At 62.2% G+C, this 19,434-nt stretch carries 16 protein-coding genes; 10 read left to right on the top strand and 6 right to left on the bottom strand.

The window, feature by feature from the left end; all coding sequences use genetic code 11:
- The first annotated feature begins 50 nt into the window (after positions 1 to 50).
- Positions 51 to 1,553, top strand: coding sequence for an AMP nucleosidase (locus tag ASD31_RS09475; RefSeq protein WP_056332198.1), 1,503 nt, complete (start codon positions 51 to 53; stop codon positions 1,551 to 1,553).
- A gap of 3 nt (positions 1,554 to 1,556) precedes the next feature.
- Here ASD31_RS09475 and ASD31_RS09480 read toward each other — a convergent pair whose 3' ends face one another.
- Positions 1,557 to 2,513, bottom strand: coding sequence for a lysylphosphatidylglycerol synthase domain-containing protein (locus tag ASD31_RS09480; protein ID WP_056332200.1), 957 nt, complete (start codon positions 2,511 to 2,513; stop codon positions 1,557 to 1,559).
- A 93-nt stretch (positions 2,514 to 2,606) separates the two neighbouring features.
- Between ASD31_RS09480 and ASD31_RS09485 the strand changes: the two genes are divergently transcribed.
- Positions 2,607 to 3,626, top strand: a complete 1,020-nt coding sequence (locus ASD31_RS09485; RefSeq protein WP_056332202.1) for a glycosyltransferase family 2 protein — start codon at positions 2,607 to 2,609, stop codon at positions 3,624 to 3,626.
- On the opposite strand, the gene ASD31_RS09490 is transcribed toward ASD31_RS09485, so the two are convergent.
- The gene (locus tag ASD31_RS09490) at positions 3,627 to 4,550 is read right to left on the bottom strand and encodes a diacylglycerol/lipid kinase family protein (RefSeq protein WP_056333155.1); all 924 of its coding nucleotides are present in this window, start codon (positions 4,548 to 4,550) and stop codon (positions 3,627 to 3,629) included.
- A 237-nt stretch (positions 4,551 to 4,787) separates the two neighbouring features.
- Here ASD31_RS09490 and ASD31_RS09495 point away from each other — a divergent pair, with 237 nt between their 5' ends.
- Positions 4,788 to 6,290 carry a glycosyltransferase family 39 protein gene (locus tag ASD31_RS09495; protein ID WP_056332204.1) on the top strand — a complete coding sequence of 501 codons (1,503 nt, stop codon included), beginning with the start codon at positions 4,788 to 4,790 and terminating at the stop codon, positions 6,288 to 6,290.
- A 12-nt stretch (positions 6,291 to 6,302) separates the two neighbouring features.
- On the opposite strand, the gene ASD31_RS09500 is transcribed toward ASD31_RS09495, so the two are convergent.
- Positions 6,303 to 6,776, bottom strand: a complete 474-nt coding sequence (locus ASD31_RS09500) for an Lrp/AsnC family transcriptional regulator (protein WP_056332206.1) — start codon at positions 6,774 to 6,776, stop codon at positions 6,303 to 6,305.
- A 136-nt stretch (positions 6,777 to 6,912) separates the two neighbouring features.
- Here ASD31_RS09500 and ASD31_RS09505 point away from each other — a divergent pair, with 136 nt between their 5' ends.
- Positions 6,913 to 7,818: a DMT family transporter gene (locus ASD31_RS09505; protein WP_056332208.1), complete on the top strand. Its 906-nt coding sequence runs from the start codon at positions 6,913 to 6,915 to the stop codon at positions 7,816 to 7,818.
- A gap of 15 nt (positions 7,819 to 7,833) precedes the next feature.
- Here the strand turns inward: ASD31_RS09505 and ASD31_RS09510 are convergent, their stop codons facing one another.
- Both ASD31_RS09510 and ASD31_RS09515 read right to left on the bottom strand, forming a co-directional pair.
- Positions 7,834 to 8,451: a L,D-transpeptidase gene (locus tag ASD31_RS09510; protein ID WP_056332210.1), complete on the bottom strand. Its 618-nt coding sequence runs from the start codon at positions 8,449 to 8,451 to the stop codon at positions 7,834 to 7,836.
- A 102-nt stretch (positions 8,452 to 8,553) separates the two neighbouring features.
- Positions 8,554 to 10,218: an electron transfer flavoprotein-ubiquinone oxidoreductase gene (locus tag ASD31_RS09515; RefSeq protein WP_056332211.1), complete on the bottom strand. Its 1,665-nt coding sequence runs from the start codon at positions 10,216 to 10,218 to the stop codon at positions 8,554 to 8,556.
- Between the two features lie 631 nt (positions 10,219 to 10,849).
- Between ASD31_RS09515 and ASD31_RS09525 the strand changes: the two genes are divergently transcribed.
- The 5 genes from ASD31_RS09525 (at position 10,850) to ASD31_RS09535 (ending at position 15,192) form a co-directional block, all read left to right on the top strand.
- Positions 10,850 to 12,148 carry an Hsp70 family protein gene (locus ASD31_RS09525; RefSeq protein WP_056332215.1) on the top strand — a complete coding sequence of 433 codons (1,299 nt, stop codon included), beginning with the start codon at positions 10,850 to 10,852 and terminating at the stop codon, positions 12,146 to 12,148.
- A gap of 74 nt (positions 12,149 to 12,222) precedes the next feature.
- Entirely contained in the window at positions 12,223 to 13,107 is an 885-nt protein-coding gene (locus ASD31_RS09530) for a uracil-DNA glycosylase (protein WP_056332217.1), read from the top strand.
- 152 nt (positions 13,108 to 13,259) lie between these two features.
- A complete protein-coding gene (locus ASD31_RS26320) occupies positions 13,260 to 13,436 on the top strand; it encodes a hypothetical protein (RefSeq protein ID WP_200952155.1) in 177 nt (58 codons plus the stop codon).
- 44 nt (positions 13,437 to 13,480) lie between these two features.
- Entirely contained in the window at positions 13,481 to 13,636 is a 156-nt protein-coding gene (locus ASD31_RS26325; protein WP_200952157.1) for a hypothetical protein, read from the top strand.
- A 221-nt stretch (positions 13,637 to 13,857) separates the two neighbouring features.
- On the top strand, positions 13,858 to 15,192 hold the full coding sequence (locus ASD31_RS09535; RefSeq protein WP_056333158.1) for an MFS transporter: 1,335 nt from the start codon (positions 13,858 to 13,860) through the stop codon (positions 15,190 to 15,192).
- Between the two features lie 12 nt (positions 15,193 to 15,204).
- Here the strand turns inward: ASD31_RS09535 and ASD31_RS09540 are convergent, their stop codons facing one another.
- Positions 15,205 to 16,143 (bottom strand): DMT family transporter, encoded by a 939-nt coding sequence (locus tag ASD31_RS09540; protein ID WP_056332219.1) that lies wholly within the window; start codon positions 16,141 to 16,143, stop codon positions 15,205 to 15,207.
- Positions 16,144 to 16,594: 451 nt separating this feature from the next.
- On the opposite strand from ASD31_RS09540, the gene pepN reads away from it, so the two are divergent.
- Positions 16,595 to 19,243 carry an aminopeptidase N gene (pepN, locus tag ASD31_RS09545; RefSeq protein WP_056332220.1) on the top strand — a complete coding sequence of 883 codons (2,649 nt, stop codon included), beginning with the start codon at positions 16,595 to 16,597 and terminating at the stop codon, positions 19,241 to 19,243.
- Positions 19,244 to 19,434 lie beyond the last annotated feature (191 nt).

Below are 19,434 nucleotides of genomic sequence, written 5' to 3' on the forward strand. Positions count from 1 at the left end.
CATTCTCATCTTGTCGTTTGCTTGTAAAAAACGGCAATCTATAATGCCGCATGAACACACGAATCTCCTCCCTTTCCGCCCTCTCCATCGCCACGCCGGAACCTTTCGAACCGCAGATGTTCGATGACGCGGCAGCGGCGGTCGAGGCTCTGATTGCGCTCTATGAACGCAATACCAAATTCCTCTCCGACGCCTTCACCGAACTGGGACGGACCGGAACGCCGGTCTCGCGGTTTCGTGCCTGCTATCCGCAGGTCAGCATCGAGACCAGCAGCTTCAGCCATGTCGATTCGCGCCTCTCCTATGGCTATGTCAGCGGACCGGGCGTCTATACGACGACGGTCACCCGGCCGACGCTCTTCCGGCATTATCTGCGCGAACAGTTGGGACTGCTGATCCGCAGCCATGGCGTCGGCGTCACCGTGTCCGAATCGGCCACGCCGATCCCGCTGCATTTCGCCTTCGAGGAAGGCGCCCATGTCGAGGCGTCGCTGGCCGAAAATATCGATATTCCGCTGCGCGACCTGTTCGACACGCCGGACCTGACCACCACCGACGACGAGATCGCCAACGGCGCCTATGAGCCCGGTCCGGGCGAGCCCTCGCCGCTTGCACCGTTCACCGCTCAGCGGATCGATTATTCGTTGGCCCGTCTCAGCCATTACACGGCGACGAACGCCAACCATTTCCAGAACTTCGTGCTGTTTACCAATTATCAGTTCTATATCGACGAGTTCTGCGCCTGGGCCCGCCAGCAGATGGCCGAAGGCGGCAATGGCTACGCCTCCTTCATCGAGCCGGGAAACATCGAGACGCTGGCCGGATCCGACAAGCCGGAATCGGACCTGACATTGGCCCGCCTGCCGCAGATGCCGGCCTATCACCTGAAGAAGAAGGGCCATGGCGGCATTACCGTCGTCAATATCGGTGTCGGTCCTTCCAATGCCAAGACGATCACCGACCATATCGCCGTGCTCCGGCCACATGCCTGGCTGATGCTCGGTCATTGCGCCGGCCTGCGCAACAGCCAAAGGCTGGGAGACTATGTGCTTGCCCATGCCTATGTGCGCGAGGACCATGTGCTTGACGACGACCTGCCGGTCTGGGTACCGATCCCCGCACTGGCCGAGGTTCAGGTGGCCTTGCAGGATGCGGTGGCCGAAGTCACCGGTTACGAGGGCTACGACCTGAAGCGGATCATGCGAACCGGAACGGTTGCCACTATCGACAATCGCAATTGGGAACTGCGCGACCAGCGCGGCCCGGTCAAGCGCCTGTCGCAATCACGCGCCATTGCGCTCGATATGGAATCGGCCACCGTCGCGGCCAACGGTTTCCGGTTCCGCGTGCCCTATGGCACGCTGCTCTGCGTATCGGACAAACCGCTGCATGGGGAATTGAAACTGCCGGGCATGGCGACGGCCTTCTACAAGACCCAGGTCAGCCAGCATCTGCAGATCGGCATCCTGGCATTGCAGAAGCTGGCCGCCATGCCGCCGGAAAAGCTGCATTCGCGCAAGCTGCGCAGTTTCTTCGAAACCTCGTTCCAGTAGGGATTAACGCCGGGGCGAAAGAAGCATGGACAGGATCGTGCCGGCGACGGCCGAGACGACGACCAACAGATGGGCGTTGACGCTGGCTGTTGCGAGCAGGTCGAGGCTATTGCCGCCCCTCGCTGCGCCGAAAGACAGCGCGCCGGCGGTGATGCCCGCCGGATAGGTTCCGACGCCGGCGGGTGCATGGACCGGGAGTACCGACGACAATTCGCCGCCGAGCGCGCCGCCGAAACAGGCGGCAAGCGGCGCGACGCCCATCACCGCAAGCACCCATGCCAGGACCGCGACCTTCGTCGACCAGTTGACCAGCGTCATCAGCCAGGCCCGGAGGAAGGCCGGCGAAGTGGCCGGCAGTCCCGCCTCCGCTTCGGCAAGCAGCCGACCGAATTTTTTCGGCAGCCGCCGGCGCAGCGGAGCAAGAATGCCGCCCTTCAAGAGAAAAAACGCCAGCGGCGATAGAAGAAACAGCGTCCAGAGCAGCCAGGCGAAAACGACATCGTCGCGGCCGATGACGAGCCCGATCCCGGCCGCCGCAAACAGCGCATGCAGGTCGAGCAGCCGCATCAGCAGCAATGCCGAGGTGCTGCGCGTCAGCGGAATAGCGAATTCGGAGCGCATGAGAATGGGAAAGCTGGTCTCCCCGGCGCGGAACGGCAGCATGATATTGAGGAGATTGTGAACCTGGGTGACGCGCAGGAGCGGCAGGAAGCGGCCGCGGGTTTCCCCCGGGAAATAATCATAAATCCGGTAGCAGCGAATGAAATAGGTGGAAACCAGGAGCGCCAGCGCCATCAATACCGGTGCAAGACCGATTTCGGCCCATTGCCGGAAAAGAACCGGCCAGCCCCAGGCCCATTGCACGAAGGCCGCATAGGCGCCCACCGTGGCAAGCGAGACGATGCCCATCCGGTTGCGCGCAAGCCACGAACCCCGGCTGGCCTCCCTTTCTACATTCATATATTTGCTACTTTCCCGTCCGGTGCTAAGGGATCACGGCTGGTTATCACGATAAGCCGGACGAGAGAACTGCGGCGTTGAGAGGCTTTGATATTGGACCCTATCCTGGAAGAAAAACTGGCGGAAGCCGCAAGTGCCGCCCCGATCGAGCTGTCCCTTGTCGTGCCGATCTATAACGAGGAAGACAGTGTCGGGCCGCTGGTCGCGCGCATCCGCGCCGCGATGGCGGTTTTCGAACGTCCCTGGGAACTGATTCTGGTCGATGACGGCAGCACCGATGCGACGCTCGCCAATGCGCGCAAGGCGCTTTCGCAGGGCGGGCAGCCGCTGAAGATCGTCGAGCTGCAGCGCAATTTCGGCCAGACGGCGGCCATGCAGGCAGGCATCGATGCCGCCGTCGGCCGGCTGATCGCGACGCTGGACGGCGACCTGCAAAATGATCCGGGCGATATCCCGGCGATGGTCAAGGCCATAGAGGAACGCGAACTCGATCTTCTCGTCGGCTGGCGCAAGAACCGGCAGGACGGGCTTTTCCTGCGCAAGATCCCATCCTGGTGCGCCAACTACCTGATCGGCAAGATCACGGGCGTCAAGCTGCACGACTACGGCTGCAGCCTGAAGATCTACCAGGCGTCGATCATCAAGCAGGTCAAGCTGATGGGCGAGATGCACCGCTTCATTCCGGCCTGGGTGGCCGGCGTCGTGCCGAGCAGCCGGATCGGCGAAATGCCGGTGACGCACCATGCTCGCCAGCACGGAACGTCGAAATACGGCATTTCGCGGACCTTCCGGGTCATCCTCGACCTGCTGTCCGTGCTGTTCTTCATGCGCTACAAGGCGCGGCCGGGCCATTTCTTCGGCTCGATCGGACTTGCGGCCGGTGCCATCAGCGCCCTCATCCTCGTCTATCTGTTCGTCGACAAGTTCCTGTTCGGCAATGATATCGGCACGAGACCGATGCTGATCGTCGGCGTCATGCTGTTCCTCTCCTCGGTCCAACTGATCACCACCGGCATCCTGGCCGAGATGATGGCGCGGCTCTATTCGGGCGAGAACGAAACCCCACCCTATATCGTGCGCCAGGTCTTTGACGGGAACGACATATCGGCGTGATCAGCCCTGCGGCACGGCTTGTTGCTCCCGCCTGCCGACCAGCAGTTTCAACTCGCCGGGGTGAATGCGCAACGCGACATCGCTGCCAAGCGGCGTCAATTCGCCGTCGATGACGCAATTGCTGCGGCCACGGCTGTGGGGGAAATGCAGGTCCACGGCCTCGCCGCTCATCTCGGTGATGGCCGTGCTGTCACGGAATTTTCCCCTGACGATATCGAAGGCGAGCTTGGCGACCCCGAGCGGCTTCAGGGGCTGTGCCGTATAGAAGCCAAGGTGCCCGCCAGTGAGGTCGTCGGCATACATCATCGTGTCGCGACCGAAATGGTTGTTCGACACCGAAAGCGCCGAAATCCTGCGGCGCTCCTCCACTCCGTCGATCGTGATGTCGACATCAAATTCCGGCGGGTTGAAGATGACGCCGATGGCGGCCCGCGTGCTCGCCGAGATTTTTCCGAGGCGCGAGGCGAAGCTGTAGGATTCCCGGTAGCGGATCATCCGCGCATGCAGGCCGGAAGAAAACTGATGCACGAAGGCCCGGCCGTTGGCGCTGCCGATATCGGCCTCGATGACCTCACCCTCGGCAAGCACGTCGAGCACCTTCCAGATATCGAGCGGCAGTTTCAGCGTGCGGGCAAAAAGGTTCATCGTTCCGGCAGGAACGACGCCGAGGGGCATGCCGTGTTTCCAGGCAACGGCAGCGGCGGCCGAGATGGTTCCATCCCCGCCGCCCGCCAGCATCGCATCGAGATCGTCGCGGCCGGCCGCCTTTTCGAGCGTTGCGGCCATCTCCTTGCCCGAAACGACGGCGATCTCGATATCATGGCCGGCGGCCCGAAAAACCTCCTCCACCTTGCGGCCATAGGCCTCCATGTCCGTGGTGCGGAATGTTCCCCCGTCGCGATTGAAAATGGCCTTGATCTTCATCATCGTCCTTCGGCTGCACCCTGCAGACAGACTTCATATGGGATGAAGATGTCAAATATTCAGGCCCGGCGTGGCCAATCATGGCGATTTAGCGAAGGCCACCGCATCTGTTGCCAGCGCGCCGCCTTATGGTAGAACCGCGCCATCTCCACAGGAAGGCCTTGCCAGCATGAAAATGAGGAAAGTCGCAATGGACGCCTGCGCGCATTTTTGCACCGATGGCGAAGGGGCGAAGGCATGAATTTCCTTGCCGAAAAGATCGAGGCGCGGGCGCCCGCTTTCATCCTCCTGATCGGGGTCTATTTCGTCGTCAATCTCCTCACCCGCCTGTCCCTGCCGAACGCGCTGGAGATAGACGAAGCGGCGCAAATCCTGATGAGCCAATGGTATGCTCTAGGCTATGACAGCCAGCCGCCCCTCTACAACTGGGTGCAGCATCTTGTCATCGACGGTATCGGGCAATCGCTGTTTGCGCTCAGCCTGGTCAAGAACCTCTTCCTGTTCCTGAGCTATGTCCTCTATTACCTGGCCGCCCGGCAATTGCTGGCGAGCCGGAGCCTTGCAGCGGCGGCGGCGCTGGGGCTCCTGACCATCCCGGAAATCGGCTGGCTGGCGCAGCGCGATCTCACCCATTCCAATGCCTCGCTCCTCGCCGCCTGCCTGTTTCTCTACGGCCTGTCGCGCACCCTGCAACGGCCCTCAATGGCAAGCTATCTGGTGACCGGCATCGCCATCGGCATCGGATTGATGTCGAAATATAACTTCTCGATCCTGTGCTTCTGCGCCTGTCTCGCCGTCGTCATCGACCCGCTCTATCGCCAGCGGATTTTCGATCGGCGCATCCTGATTACCGCGACCGTCGCACTGGTAATCATCCTGCCGCATGGTCTATGGCTCGCGCAGAATTTCGACATCGCCTTCCAGGACACGGCTGCCAAGCTGGCGGCGGATGCGCAGAGAGGCACGGTTTCCCAGATCGGAGCCGGCCTTGCCGAGCTTGTCGTCACTATCGCCAGCTACTGCGCCTTGACGCTCGTCGTTTATGCCGCAGTTCTGGACGGGCCGCTCCGGTCCCTGCCGCGCGCCGGAAACAGCAAGACGCGGCTGATCGAGATCATGTTCGCCATCCTCGTCGTGCTTCTTTTATGTATGGTGCTGTTTGCCGGAACGGCGCAACTGAAAGTCCGCTGGGTGTCGCCGGTGCTGTTCATATTGCCGCTCTACCTCTGCCTGAAGATCGAGGCGGCTGGCATCGACGGCCGCCATTTCCTCAAGCGCCTATTGCCGGTCATTCTTGTACTGATGGTTCTGATACCCGCTTCCCTGGTGGTGCGGATCGTCGCGGCCGGCCCGATGGGCACCCATCCGAAACTGACCGTGCCCTACCAGGGCTTCGTCGAGGAGATCGTCAGGAAGCCGGAAATCGACCCGGCCCTGGTGATTGCTGGGGATGCCCTGATGGCCGGCAATCTGCGCATGCAGATGCCTGGCATTGCCGTGGACACGCAGTCCTATCCGCTCCATAGCCCGGCCTTTTCCTGGTCGGCGCAAAACCCGATCCTCATGGTCTGGCGGGCGAACGAGGAGACAGGGGCCATACCGCCAGGACTTCTCAGCCGGCTTGAGCAACGCATCGGCAGTGTTCCGCCCCTGGAGCCGGAGGTGATCGCCCTGCCCTATCTCTATGGCGATGACGGAGACGGCTTCCGCTTCGGCTATGCCTGGGTTCGCAAGCCATAGCGCCGGCTTGCGTCAGTTCGGCTCCGGCAGTTTCAGAGCGCCGCCTGTCTTGATCGTCCGGATAGCGAAATTCGAGCGAATGTCGGCGACGCCCGGCAGCGCCAAGAGCTTTTCGGTCAGAAGCGTTTCGTAAGCGGCAAGATCGGCCACGACCACTTCAGCCAGAAAATCGGCGCCGCCGGAGATCAGGAAGCAGGACGTGACTTCCGGGATGGACAGCAGCGCCTCCTGTTGCAGGAGGGCGTTATCGCGACTGTGGTGACCGACCTTGATCTCGACGAACACGGTCAGTCCGAGACCGACCTGCTTGCGATCGATATCGGCGCGATAGCCACGTAAAATGCCCGATTTTTCCAGGTTGCGGATTCGCCTGAGGCATGGCGAGGGCGAGAGGTTTACCCGCTCTGCGATCTCCACATTCGTGGCGCGCGCATCCTCCTGCAGGATGCGCAGGATCGCGATATCGAATTTATCCAGATTTGGCATATTCTTACTTCCTAGACGGAAATTGGGACGGATAATTGCTCGCATCATAAAAATGGAGGCATGAATAGCAAGGACATGCCTTGCCTACCGGGACTATCTTTTTGTCGGAGAGTGACCCACCCGGAAGGACAGGACCATGAACACATCCGCTTTTGCCCGTTCCAGCCATCCATCGGCCGCCGCCGGCTATATCGGCGGCACCGTAACCGTCCTTATCTGGGCGGGCTGGGTCCTTGCGACCCGCCACAGCGCCGCGACGCCGCTCGGGACGATCGATATCGGTCTCATTCGCTACGGCGTTCCGGTGCTGGCGTTGTCGCCGGTCTGGTGGCGGGTCGGCTTGCTGCCGAAGGGCGTTCCGCTGCACCTACTCGCCCTGATGGTCGCCGGCTCAGGGGCCTTGTTTTTCCAATTTACCACCTTTGCCATCCATGCGACGCCGGCCGCCTCGGCCGGTATCCTGCTCGGCGGCTCCATGCCGCTTGCGGCAGCGGTGATCGGCGTGACGGTCTTCAGGGAACGGCTGGATATGAGCCGCTGGATCGGCCTTGCCGCCATCCTCGCGGGCGCCGGCATCCTTCTGGCCGGCAGCCTTTCAAACCGTGGAATCCCCTGGACGAGCTTCCTCCTGCTGCCGCTATCGGCGCTCCTCTGGGCAAGCTATACGCATGCCTTCAAGCGCTCCGGCCTCACCGCCGTCGAGGCCGGAGCGGTGATCGCGCTCTGGTCGTTCCTCATCCATATCGGTCTGGCCTTGGTCTACGGCACAGCACTTGGCCTTGCCTCCGCCGGAGAGATCGCCCTGCAGGTGATGAGCCAGGGCATTCTGTCCGGGCTGATGGCCGTGCTTGCCTATGGCATCGCCGTGCGAGCATTGGGCGGTACGCAAGCGGCCGCGTTCACCGCGATCACGCCGGTTCTGGTGACGCTCGGAGGCGGGTTGTTGCTTGGCGAGACGGTCGGCCTGGTGGAAATCAGCGCCGCTGCCCTCACCGGGATCGGCGTCGCCCTGTCGACGGGGCTGTTTTCAAAACGACGCTGAGCCGAGCCTTGCCCTCTACGCCTGCAGCACGACGACGCGGCTGCCGGGCGTGACGCGCTCATAGAGATCGATGACATCGTGATTGAGCATGCGGACGCATCCGCTCGACATGGCGAGACCGATCGATTGCGGCTGGTTTGTGCCGTGGATGCGGAACATGGTGTCGTTGCCGCCCCGGTAGAGATAGATGGCGCGGGCGCCAAGCGGATTGTTGAGCCCGCCGGGCACGCCGCCGGCATATTTGCGGTTCTTGGCCGGATCGCGGCGCATCATGTTGTCCGTAGGCGTCCAGGTCGGCCATTCCGCCTTGCGGCCGATATAGGCCGTGCCGGCCAGCGCATAGCCGTTGCGCCCGACGCCGATGCCGTAGCGCATGGCGCGGCCGTCGCCCAGAATATAATAGAGCCGCCGCGCCGGCGTATCGACGACGATCGTGCCGGTCTCGTATTGCCCGGGATAGGCCACTTCCTGGCGCCGAAGTTCCGACTTGATCTTTTCCAGCGGCATGGCCGGCAGCGGAAATTTCTCCGCGGGCAGCGAGGCGTAATTGGCCGCATGGTTGGGACCATTGGTGGCGCAACCGGCCAGAAGGGCGGAGATGCCAAGAAGCAGGCCACGGCGGGAGAGCGACATATGTAGGGTTCCTTAATATCGGCTGATACAACCGAAATTAAGGAAAACATGGTTAACGGCTGGTTAAGCGCCGGAAACGAATGGTAAAAATCGCTTCCTCACTCACATGTTGGGATAGACCGGCCCCTCGCCGCCCTGGGGCGGCACCCAATTGATGTTCTGGTTGGGATCCTTGATGTCGCAGGTCTTGCAGTGGACGCAGTTCTGGGCGTTGATGACGTAGACCTCCTCGCCGTCCTTCTCCACCCATTCATAGACGCCGGCCGGACAGTAGCGGGTCGAGGGGCCGGCATAGACATCGTGCTCGGATGCCTTCTGCAGGGCCATGTCCTTGACCTGAAGATGGACCGGCTGGTCTTCCTCGTGGTTGGTATTGGACAGGAACACCGAGGAGAGGCGGTCGAAGGTGAGCACGCCGTCGGGCTTGGGATAGTCGATCTTCTTGTGCATCGAGGCCGGTTCGAGCGCCTGCGCGTCCGTCTTGCCGTGTTTCAGCGTGCCGAAGAAGGAAAAGCCGAACAGCGTGTTCGTCCACATGTCGAGGCCGCCGAGGCCGACGCCGAGCGCCGTCCCGAACTTCGACCAGAGCGGCTTGACGTTGCGTACCCGCTTCAGGTCCTTGCCGATCGCGGTGTCGCGCCATTCGTTCTCGATCTCCACCACCTCGTCATGGGCACGGCCGGCGGCCAGCGCCTCGGCGATCCGGTCCGCCGCCAGCATGCCCGAAAGCACGGCATTGTGGCTGCCCTTGATGCGCGGCACGTTGACGAAGCCGGCCGAGCAGCCGATCAGCGCGCCGCCCGGGAAGGACAGCTTCGGCACCGACTGATAGCCGCCCTCGGTGATGGCGCGGGCGCCATAGGAGATGCGCTTGCCGCCCTCGAAGGTGGCGCGAATGGCGGGATGTGTCTTGAAGCGCTGGAACTCCTCGAAGGGATAGAGATAGGGGTTCTTGTAGTTCAGGTGCACGACGAAGCCGACGGCGACCAGATTGTCTTCCAGGTGATAGAGGAACGAACCGCCGCCGGTCTTCATGCCGAGCGGCCAGCCGAAGGAATGCTGCACTAAGCCCCGTTTGTGGTTCTCGGGCTTCACCTGCCAGAGTTCCTTGATGCCGATGCCGTATTTCTGCGGCTCGCGGTCCTTCGAAAGGTCGAAGCGAGCGATCAGCTGCTTGGCGATCGAGCCGCGCACGCCTTCGCCGATCAGGGTATATTTGCCGAGCAGTTCCATGCCGCGGGTGAAGGCGGGGCCCGGCTCGCCGTTCTTCTCGATGCCCATGTCGCCGGTGGCAACGCCGATCACGGCGCCCGCCTCGTTGTAGAGCACTTCCGTCGCGGCAAAGCCCGGATAGATCTCGACGCCCAGACCTTCGGCCTTCTCGGCCAGCCAGCGACAGACGAGCCCAAGCGAGACGATGTAATTGCCGTGATTGTTCATCAGGGGCGGCATCAGGACATTCGGCAGGCGGATGGAGCCGGCCGGGCCGAGCAGCATGAACTGGTCGTCCGTCACTTCCGTCTTGAAGGGATGGCCTTCATCCTCGCGCCAGTCGGGCAGAAGCTTGTCGATGCCCGCGGGATCGACGACCGCGCCGGACAGGATATGCGCGCCGACTTCCGCGCCCTTCTCCAGCACGACGACGGAGAGCTCCGGATTGACCTGCTTCAGCCGGATGGCGGCTGAAAGCCCGGCCGGTCCGGCACCGACGATCACCACGTCGAATTCCATGCTCTCGCGCTCGGGCAGTTCCTGTCCGTCACTCATCTCGTCGTCTCCGTCATTCCGGCCTTTTCAGCCGATACGTCCCGTTCCCATGGGCATCCGTCATGACAAAATCGGCACCGCTTGTCGAGCCGATCCACGACGGACGCAATACGCATTTGCGCATGAGGTCATGCAGGGAGGATACAAAATAATGACGTGCACGTAAACGTCAAATAATTTGGAGCCTTGCCGGGCCCGACAGCTAAAATGAGCCGCAGAGGCGAATTCGTGGAGACGTCCCCCTCTATCACTCCGTGACATCCCCCCTCAACGGGGAGATTGGCCGAGAGACCATTGGCCTATCTACCCGTCACCAGCCCTACATTGATCTCCCCCCTTGAGGGGGAGATGTCGGCCCGGCCGACAGAGGGGGGTGAGCCGGGAATTCCGAGCTCACGGAGGCTTTGCCGGTCTCATGCCGCGTGACATTCACCCACGGCGAACCAAGCGGCAATAGCAACCCGTCTGTCCCGCCTTGCTTTGGCCGCTACCCCGTGCGAAGAGGCGCGCTCCAAATATAAAGCCCTCCGCCATCACCCGCATGCCGGCTGCCGCAAGGCATTGCCTGTCCGTGCGCGCGTCGGCTTCGCAGGGCAGCCGCCCAAGCGGCATCAGAAAGACGGAGACGTTCATGGCAAAGGCCCTCGGCTTTGATTTCGGCACCACCAATTCGGTGCTGGCCGCCTCGCATGGCGACACCACGCAATCGCTGCGCTTCACCAGTGCCGCCGGCACCACCGATACGATGCGCACGGCGCTGTCCTTCACCAAGCACGCAAAGCTCGGCGCCGCCGCCGTCAGGATCGAGGCCGGCCAGGCCGCCATCCAGCAGTTCATCGACAACCCCGGCGAGGCACGTTTCCTGCAGTCGATCAAGACCTTCGCCGCAAGCCCGCTGTTCCAGGGCACGCTGATCTTTGCCCGGCGCAACAGTTTCGAGGATCTGATGGCGGCGTTCCTGACCCGTATCGCCGACTATGCCGGCGAAGGCTGGCAGCAGGATTACGGCCGCATCGTCGTCGGTCGACCGGTGCGTTTTGCCGGCAGCAGCCCGGACGAGGCGCTGGCGCTCGAGCGCTATGACCGGGCGCTCTCCTCCTTCGGCTTTCCGGAGGTCCATTATGTTTATGAGCCGGTGGCCGCCGCCTTCTATTTCGCCCAGAACCTGAAGAAGGACGCGACCGTGCTGGTCGCAGATTTCGGCGGCGGCACGACCGACTATTCGATCATCCGCTTCGAAAGCCATGCCGGCAGGCTGACGGCCGTTCCGATCGGCCATTCCGGCGTCGGCGTCGCCGGCGACCATTTCGATTTCCGCATCATCGACAATGTCGTCTCGCCGCTGATCGGTAAGGGCAGCCAGTTCCGCAGTTTTGGAAAACTGCTCGACGTGCCCTCCGGCTATTATGCCAATTTCGGCCGCTGGAACCAGTTGTCGATCTTCAAGACGCTGAAGGATTTTACCGACCTGAAACAGTTGGTGCGCTCGGCCGTCGAGCCGGAGAAACTGGAGGCCTTCATCGATCTCGTCGATCACGACGAGGGCTATCCGCTCTACCAGGCGATCTCGGCCACCAAGATGCGGCTTTCGAGCGAAGAGGAGACCGAGTTCTTTTTTCCCGCACTTGGCGAAAAGAGCCGGCAGCGGGTGCGCCGGCAGGACTTCGAAAGTTGGATCGCGCCCGATCTCGCCCGTATCGAGGCGGCGCTCGATGAAGTGCTGACGACAACCAATACGCCGCCAGCCGGCATCGACAAGGTGTTTTTGACCGGCGGCACCTCCTTCGTGCCGGCCATCCGCCGCATCTTCGAAAATCGCTTTGCCCATGATCGCATCGAGAGCGGCGGCGAACTGCTGTCGATCGCCCACGGACTGGCGCTGATCGGCGAGCGCGACGATATCGACCACTGGACCGCCATGGCGGCGTGACGGACCGCCGACCGAACCAGCGACCGCCGGCTTTTCCCCTTCCCCGTCGCCGGTCGGTCCTGTAGAAGAAAATCATGATCTCCAGCGACGCCATGAGCCCGGCCGAACTTGCCGCCCTTCTGCATTTCCATGCGGAAGCGGGCGTCGAATGGCTGCTGGAAGAGGAGCCTGTCGACCGCTTTGCCGAATTCGAGCGGGCAAGGGCCGAGCGCGGGGCGGCGCGAGCTTCTCAAGACAATCGGTCCTCGCAACCGATGGATTCCTCACCCGCGTCGGCACAAAGGGACGCGCGCACCAACGCCGCCAGCCGCGCGCCGGCAGCCCCCGTTGCCGCAACGCCGCAACTGGCGATCCCGCATGAGGAGGCCGTGGCGGCTGCCCGTGCCGCTGCCCAGTCGGCCGGCACGCTTGAGGAATTGAAGAGCGTGATGGAGGCGTTTTCCGGCTGCGCGCTGAAAAACAGCGCTCGCAACACGGTCTTTGCCGATGGCGATCCGAACGCTCGCATCATGGTGATCGGGCCGGTGCCGAATGGCGACGACGACCGGGAGGGCATTCCCTTCTCCGGCAAGCAGGGCCAGATGCTGGAGCGCATGCTGGGAGCGATCGGGCTCAATCGGGAAAATCTGCTGCTCACCAATGTGATTGCCTGGCGGCCACCGGGAAACCGCGTGCCATCGCAGCGCGAGACCGATATCTGCCGCCCCTTCATCGAGCGCCAGATTATCTTGGCCCAGCCCCGGCATTTGCTGGTGCTCGGCAATTTTGCCGTCCGCTTTTTCTTCGGCGGCAATGAGTCCATCCACCATATGCGCGGCCAGTGGCGCGATCTGGACATCGGCGGCGCGACGGTGTCGGCGCTTGCCTCGCTTCACCCGCAAGACCTGATATCGGCGCCGGGCAGCAAGCGGCTGGCCTGGCAGGACCTCCTGGCTTTTCGCGCCCGAATCGACGTTTGAGCGCTCCGACAGGAGCCTCGCCCAATTCATGAACCATGCATGACGAAAGCCATGCGAATTGCGCATATCAGCAGCGCGAGCGCAGCCGTTGCGCATTTCATGTTGCAGTGCAATATAAAACCCGGAGGGAGACTGACGCAAGGAACTGAACCATGACTATCCGTTTTCGCCCCCTGCACAGCGGTTTTGAAACCCTGCGCCATGCCGGCTCCACTTTTGGAACGCCCTTTCATGGTTTCGGCTCGGCCGCGAACGAACAGATGACGGCTACCGGCTATGGCCGCACCACGCGCCCGACGCAAATTTTCTCGGAATTCATCCAGCGCTGACGGCGTCGTTCAATTCCCGGTCCCGGATTTCGAAAGGTTCGTCCATGTCCTCCTCCCTCCGCTCCATGCGTGCCCTGATCGCCAGCGTCGCCGATATCGGCACGGCCGTGCGCGCCTCGCGCGAATATAGCCGCCTCAGCGTCACCGCTCCCCTGGTCAAGGGCGAAGGCCGCACCATCGGTGCTTTTCTCCCGAACTGATCGGCCGCATTGAATGCGGGCAACGATCCCGCATTCTGCGCCAAGTCCTGTCGCAATCGACAGCGCCGGAAAAACTGGATAGAGCGACACTCGTTCCTTGATTCCGGGCGCCGATGCACGGTCGCGTTTCCACGACCATGCCACCGCACCAACATTTGTTCGGGCATTTCCTGGCCAAGCGATGCCCCGCGCATCCGGCCGGGCATTTTTTTGGAGCCTTCATGCTGGCCAGCCTCAGATCCGTGTTCAGCCTGATGCTCTCGACGCTTCTGATGATGATCGGCTTCGGGCTGGCAAGCTATGTGCTGCCGGTGCGCTCGGTGGCTGAAGGCTGGTCGACGCTGATCATCTCGCTGATCGCCACCGGCTACACGCTCGGCTTCACCCTGTCCTGCATCATCACACCGAAATTCGTCGCCCGCGTCGGCCATGTCCGGGTCTTTGCCGCGCTGATCACGCTTCTCAGCATCGCCATCCTGATGTGCGGCCTTGTGGTCGACTGGCACGCCTGGATCGCGTTTCGCGCCATTTCCGGCTTTGCTATCGCCGGCAGCTACCTGGTCGTCGAAAGCTGGCTGAACGAGCGCGTCACCAATGAAAATCGCGGCATGCTGTTTTCACTCTATCTGATCATCTCGATGGTCGGGACGATTGGCGGCCAGTATCTGGTGCCGCTCGGCGATCCCGGCAATACGTCGCTGTTCATTCTCTGCGGCGTCCTGTTCTCGCTGGCGCTGCTGCCCACCGCGCTATCGACCTCGGCGATGCCGGCGCCGCCGGCACAGGCTAATTTCGACCTGGCCGGGCTGTTTCGCCGCTCGCCGGTCGCCGTCGTCGGCGCCTTCCTTGCCGGCGCCATGTCGGGCGCCTGGCTCAATCTCGGGGCCGTTTTCACCCAGAAGATCGGGCTTTCGACCGGCCAAGGCGCCACTCTGCTTGCTGCCCTCCTTGCCGGCAGCGCCATCTCGCAGATTCCCATCGGCCGCGCTTCGGACCGAATGGATCGGCGGCTGGTCATGGTCGGCTGCGGCATTGCCGGCATCATCTCCTGCCTCACCATGATCGTCTTCGTCGGCGCCGGCCCGCTCGTGCTCTATCTGATCGCAGCCCTGGTCGGCTCCGTGCTGTTTCCGATCTATGCGCTCAATGTCGCCCATGCCAACGATCTGGCGCAACCGACCGAATATGTCGAAGTCTCGTCCGGCATGATGATCACCTATGGCCTGGGCACGATCTCGGGCCCGCTGATGGTCGGGCCGGTGATGGACCGGTTCGGGCCGGCCTCGCTGTTCGTGGTGCTGGCCATCTATTTCGCTCTCTATGCCGGTTACGCCGCTTGGCGCATCGCCCGGCGCGACCATACCGAAGGCCTCGTCGCCAAGACCGATTTCCAGGCGAACACCGTGCCGACACCGGGCATGGAGGCCGTCAGCGCCATGAGCCAGGCCGCGGCAACCCTGGAGGAGCCTATCCTGGAGGAGCCCATACTGGAGACCGGGCCGACGGAGATGGGACAGGGGGATGCCCGAACAGGACAACCGCCCCTTACCGATTGACGGACATTCCGGTCATCCCTGCGGCGTCACATGCTTGCGCGCGCCCTTGCGTTCGAGGCCGAGCTTGTGTTCGCGCAGGATGATGAAGATGCCGGCCGCCACGACGATTGCGGTACCCGCGAGCATCGTGCCGTTCGGCACCTCGTCGAACAGGAAATAGCCGATGACGAGGCCGAGCAGGATCGACGTATATTCGAATGGCGCGATCGTCGACATATCGGCGTAGCGATAGCTTTGGGTGAGGAATATCTGCGCAACGCCGCCGCAGAAGCCGGCCGTCATCAGCAGCAGGAATGCGCTCCATGAGAGCGGCTCCCAGCCGAACGGCAGGGTGAGAAGCGAAAAGCAGGAAGCCGAGAGCGAGAAATAGAGCACGATCGTATGGGTGCGCTCGCGGGCGATCAGTTTGCGCACCAGAACCATGGCGACGGCACCGAAGGTCGCCGACAGGAGCACCGCGATGGCGCCCATCGCCTCCTGCGAGCCGAAACCGCCGTCGCGCAGCAGCGTCAGGCGCGGCCAGATGATGATCATGACGCCGACGAGGCCGATGAGAACCGCCGACCAGCGATAGGCGCGCACCACTTCCTTCAGGAAGACCGCGGCGAAGACGACGGCAAGCAGCGGCATGGCGTAGCCGATGGCGATCGCTTCCGGCAGGGGCAAGTGCACCAGGCCGTAGAACCCGAAGCTCATGGCGATAATGCCGATGAAACCGCGCGCAAGGTGACCGAAGATATCGCGCGTGTGGAAGGCCGTGCGCAAATCCCCCGTGAAGGCGAGATAGCCGAGGACCGGCACCATGGCGAAGGCCGAGCGAAAAAAAGTGATCTGACCGGTGGGAACCTCGGAGCCCGCCGCCTTGATCAGCGACGACATGCAGATGAAGACCAGCACGGACAGGACCTTGAGGGAAATACCCTTCATCGGGTCGGAGGATTCAGCATCCATGCAATCGGACTCATCAGATGACGGCAGCGAGCCGGAATCGGATCGAACGACAGCTGCAGGGAAATGCGACCAGACATTTGGTCGCGCACTACGGCACCTTAGCGCGCGCAAATCGCCACGGGCATCAATTTTCGTGATGTGAACCGGAAATATTTGATGCTGTCATGGCAATCCCTTACGATACGGGGTGTTGACCGTCCAAGACATATAAAGCTGACGACGAAATGCAGGAATTGTTCCGAAATCGCACAGCGGTTTAAATATTGTTAGGGCTAATTTCGTAAGTCTCTGATCTAAGTAAGGATATGGGCCGGATCAGGTTTGCCGAAATTCGTGCATGCCGGGGGAAAAACCCAACCACACCGGAGCCTTCGCGCGACGCGCGAGCCTCCTCAACAGGACCAGCCTCGCCCGGCGACCTGACGCCCGGGGGATGCAAACGGGATAGACGATGCGGACAGATACCGGCGAGATCATTCATCTGGAAGACTATCGGCCAACGGATTTCGTTCTCGAAAGGGTGGACCTCACCTTCGAGCTCGATCCGAGACAGACCAAGGTCGAAGCCCGGCTGATCTTCCATCGCCGCGAAGGGGTGGGGCTCGACATGCCGCTCGTCCTTGACGGCGACGAACTGAAGATGACCGGCCTCCTGCTCGACCAGGAAGAGATTGCGCCGGCGAACTACGATGCGGCGGACCGGACCCTCACCATCCGCCACCTGCCGGCCAGCGCCCCGTTTGAAATCACGGTCGTCACCGAGATCGACCCGCAGGCCAATACCAAGCTGATGGGCCTCTACCGCACCAGCGACGTCTATTGCACGCAGTGCGAAGCGGAGGGCTTCCGCCGCATCACCTATTTCCCCGATCGCCCCGACGTACTTGCGCCCTACACGGTCAACATCATCGCCGACAAGGAGGCCGCACCGCTGCTTCTGTCGAACGGCAACTATCTCGGCGGCGCCAATATGGGCGACGGCCGGCATTTCGCCGCCTGGTTCGATCCGCATCCGAAGCCGAGCTATCTCTTCGCACTCGTCGCCGGCGATCTCGGCGTCGTCGAAGACAGTTTCACGACCCTGTCCGGCCGCGAGGTCGCTCTCAAGATTTATGTCGAACACGGCAAGGAGCCCTACGCCACCTATGCCATGGATGCGCTGAAACGCTCGATGAAATGGGACGAGGAGGCTTTCGGGCGCGAATATGATCTCGACATCTTCATGATCGTCGCCGTGTCGGACTTCAACATGGGCGCCATGGAAAACAAGGGCCTGAATGTCTTCAACGACAAATATGTGCTGGCCGACCCGAACACGGCGACCGATGCCGATTACGCCAATATCGAGGCGATTATCGCGCATGAATATTTCCACAACTGGACCGGCAATCGCATCACCTGCCGCGACTGGTTCCAGCTCTGCCTCAAGGAAGGCCTGACGGTCTATCGCGACCATGAATTCTCCGCCGACCAGCGCTCGCGCGCCGTCAAGCGCATTGCCGAGGTCCGGCACCTGAAGGCCGAGCAGTTTCCGGAGGATGCCGGCCCGCTGGCGCATCCGGTACGCCCGGTAAAATACCGCGAGATCAACAATTTCTACACGACGACCGTCTACGAGAAGGGCAGCGAAGTCACCCGCATGATCGCCACCCTGCTGGGTGCCGATCTGTTCAAGAAGGGCATGGATCTCTATTTCGACCGCCATGACGGGCAGGCCGTGACGATCGAGGATTTCCTTGCCTGCTTTGCGGAGGTGAGCAAGCGCGACCTCAGCCAGTTTTCGCTCTGGTATCATCAGGCCGGCACGCCGCTGGTTACCGTTTCGACGTCCTATGACGCGGGCAGGCAGACTTTCACGTTGTCGCTCGAACAGATGGTGCCGCCGACGCCGGGGCAGACCGCCAAGGAGCCGATGCACATCCCCTTGCGGATCGGACTTTTGCTGGAAGACGGCACGGAGATGTCCCTGCCCTCGCCGGCCGGCGCGGAAATGACCGGCGACGTCCTGCATCTCACCGAGCGCAAGCAGACCGTCACATTCGAAGGCATTCCATCACGCCCGATCCTGTCGCTCAACCGCGGCTTTTCGGCGCCGATCAACCTGCATTTCGAGCAGGCACCCGCCGATCGCGCCCATATCGCCAGGCATGAAAGCGATCTCTTTGCCCGCTGGCAGGCGCTCAACGACCTTGCCCTGCCGAACCTTGTGGCGGCAGCGGCCAGTGCTCGCTCGGGCGTGCCGGCGCGGTGCGACGCCGCCCTGGTCGATGCACTGTTGACGGCGGCTCGCGACGACCGGCTCGAACCCGCCTTTCGCGCCCAGGCGCTGGCGCTGCCGAGCGAATCCGACATTGCTCGCGAAATCGGCAGCAACAACAATCCGGATGCGATCCATGCCGGCCGGCAACAGATCATGACCGCCGTTGCGGTCGCAGGCCGGGAGTTTTTCGCGGAACTGTTCGACAAGATGGCGGCCACCGGCCCCTTCAGTCCGGATGCGGCAAGCGCCGGGCGCCGGGCGCTGCGCAACACCGCCCTTTCCTATCTCGTCTATGCCGAGAACGACCCGGCCCGCGCCGCTGCGGCGTTCCATTCCGCCGACAATATGACTGATCTCAGCCAGGCGCTGACGATTCTCGCGCACCGCTTTCCCGATGCACCAGAAACCTTGCAGGCGCTTTCCGCCTTCAAGGCGCGCTTTGCCGAAAATGCGCTGGTCATCGACAAATGGTTCACCATCCAAGCAACCATCCCCGGTGCCGAGACGCTTGGTCGCGTCCGCACGCTGATGGCCGACCCGCTGTTCGCCGGCTCCAACCCCAATCGGGTAAGGGCACTGATCGGCACGTTCGCATTTTCGAACCCGACCGGCTTCAACCGTGCCGATGGTGACGGCTACCGGTTCCTCGCCCATCAGATCCTCGATATCGACCCGCGCAATCCTCAGCTTGCCGCCCGCATCCTCACCTCGATGCGGTCCTGGCGGTCGCTGGAGGAGATCCGGGCCGAGCATGCGCGCAATGCCTTGCGCGAGATCGCGGCCGGGGCGACGCTCTCTCCCGATGTCGGCGACATCGTTGAACGCATGCTCGTGGGCTAAAGGCCTTAAATCTCGCAAAGCCCTGAAATTTCAGGGCTTTTTCGTTCTTTCCGGGCGACACCCTCGCCGAGCCTACAATTTCCCAATGATAATAAATGGTTAACAAATTTTAACGTTTTCCGCTGGACAAGCCGAATCACAATTGATTCATTGGGTCAGGTTCGAGCGAGCGGCGCGTCGAATCACATGAG

Source organism: Rhizobium sp. Root482 (genome assembly GCF_001426565.1).
Lineage (GTDB): Bacteria > Pseudomonadota > Alphaproteobacteria > Rhizobiales > Rhizobiaceae > Pararhizobium.

Bases quoted from the DNA above. Each gene is read 5' to 3' on its own strand.
- ASD31_RS26320 (WP_200952155.1), top strand. From the start codon at position 13,260: ATGACTATCCGTTTTCGCCCCCTGCACAGCGGTTTTGAAACCCTGCGC.
- ASD31_RS09540 (WP_056332219.1), bottom strand. From the start codon at position 16,143: ATGGATGCTGAATCCTCCGACCCGATGAAGGGTATTTCCCTCAAGGTC.
- ASD31_RS09505 (WP_056332208.1), top strand. From the start codon at position 6,913: ATGAACACATCCGCTTTTGCCCGTTCCAGCCATCCATCGGCCGCCGCC.
- ASD31_RS09510 (WP_056332210.1), bottom strand. From the start codon at position 8,451: ATGTCGCTCTCCCGCCGTGGCCTGCTTCTTGGCATCTCCGCCCTTCTG.
- ASD31_RS09475 (WP_056332198.1), top strand. From the start codon at position 51: ATGAACACACGAATCTCCTCCCTTTCCGCCCTCTCCATCGCCACGCCG.
- ASD31_RS09530 (WP_056332217.1), top strand. From the start codon at position 12,223: ATGATCTCCAGCGACGCCATGAGCCCGGCCGAACTTGCCGCCCTTCTG.
- ASD31_RS26325 (WP_200952157.1), top strand. From the start codon at position 13,481: ATGTCCTCCTCCCTCCGCTCCATGCGTGCCCTGATCGCCAGCGTCGCC.
- ASD31_RS09535 (WP_056333158.1), top strand. From the start codon at position 13,858: ATGCTGGCCAGCCTCAGATCCGTGTTCAGCCTGATGCTCTCGACGCTT.
- ASD31_RS09480 (WP_056332200.1), bottom strand. From the start codon at position 2,513: ATGAATGTAGAAAGGGAGGCCAGCCGGGGTTCGTGGCTTGCGCGCAAC.
- ASD31_RS09515 (WP_056332211.1), bottom strand. From the start codon at position 10,218: ATGAGTGACGGACAGGAACTGCCCGAGCGCGAGAGCATGGAATTCGAC.
- ASD31_RS09525 (WP_056332215.1), top strand. From the start codon at position 10,850: ATGGCAAAGGCCCTCGGCTTTGATTTCGGCACCACCAATTCGGTGCTG.
- ASD31_RS09495 (WP_056332204.1), top strand. From the start codon at position 4,788: ATGAATTTCCTTGCCGAAAAGATCGAGGCGCGGGCGCCCGCTTTCATC.
- ASD31_RS09500 (WP_056332206.1), bottom strand. From the start codon at position 6,776: ATGCCAAATCTGGATAAATTCGATATCGCGATCCTGCGCATCCTGCAG.
- ASD31_RS09490 (WP_056333155.1), bottom strand. From the start codon at position 4,550: ATGAAGATCAAGGCCATTTTCAATCGCGACGGGGGAACATTCCGCACC.
- pepN (WP_056332220.1), top strand. From the start codon at position 16,595: ATGCGGACAGATACCGGCGAGATCATTCATCTGGAAGACTATCGGCCA.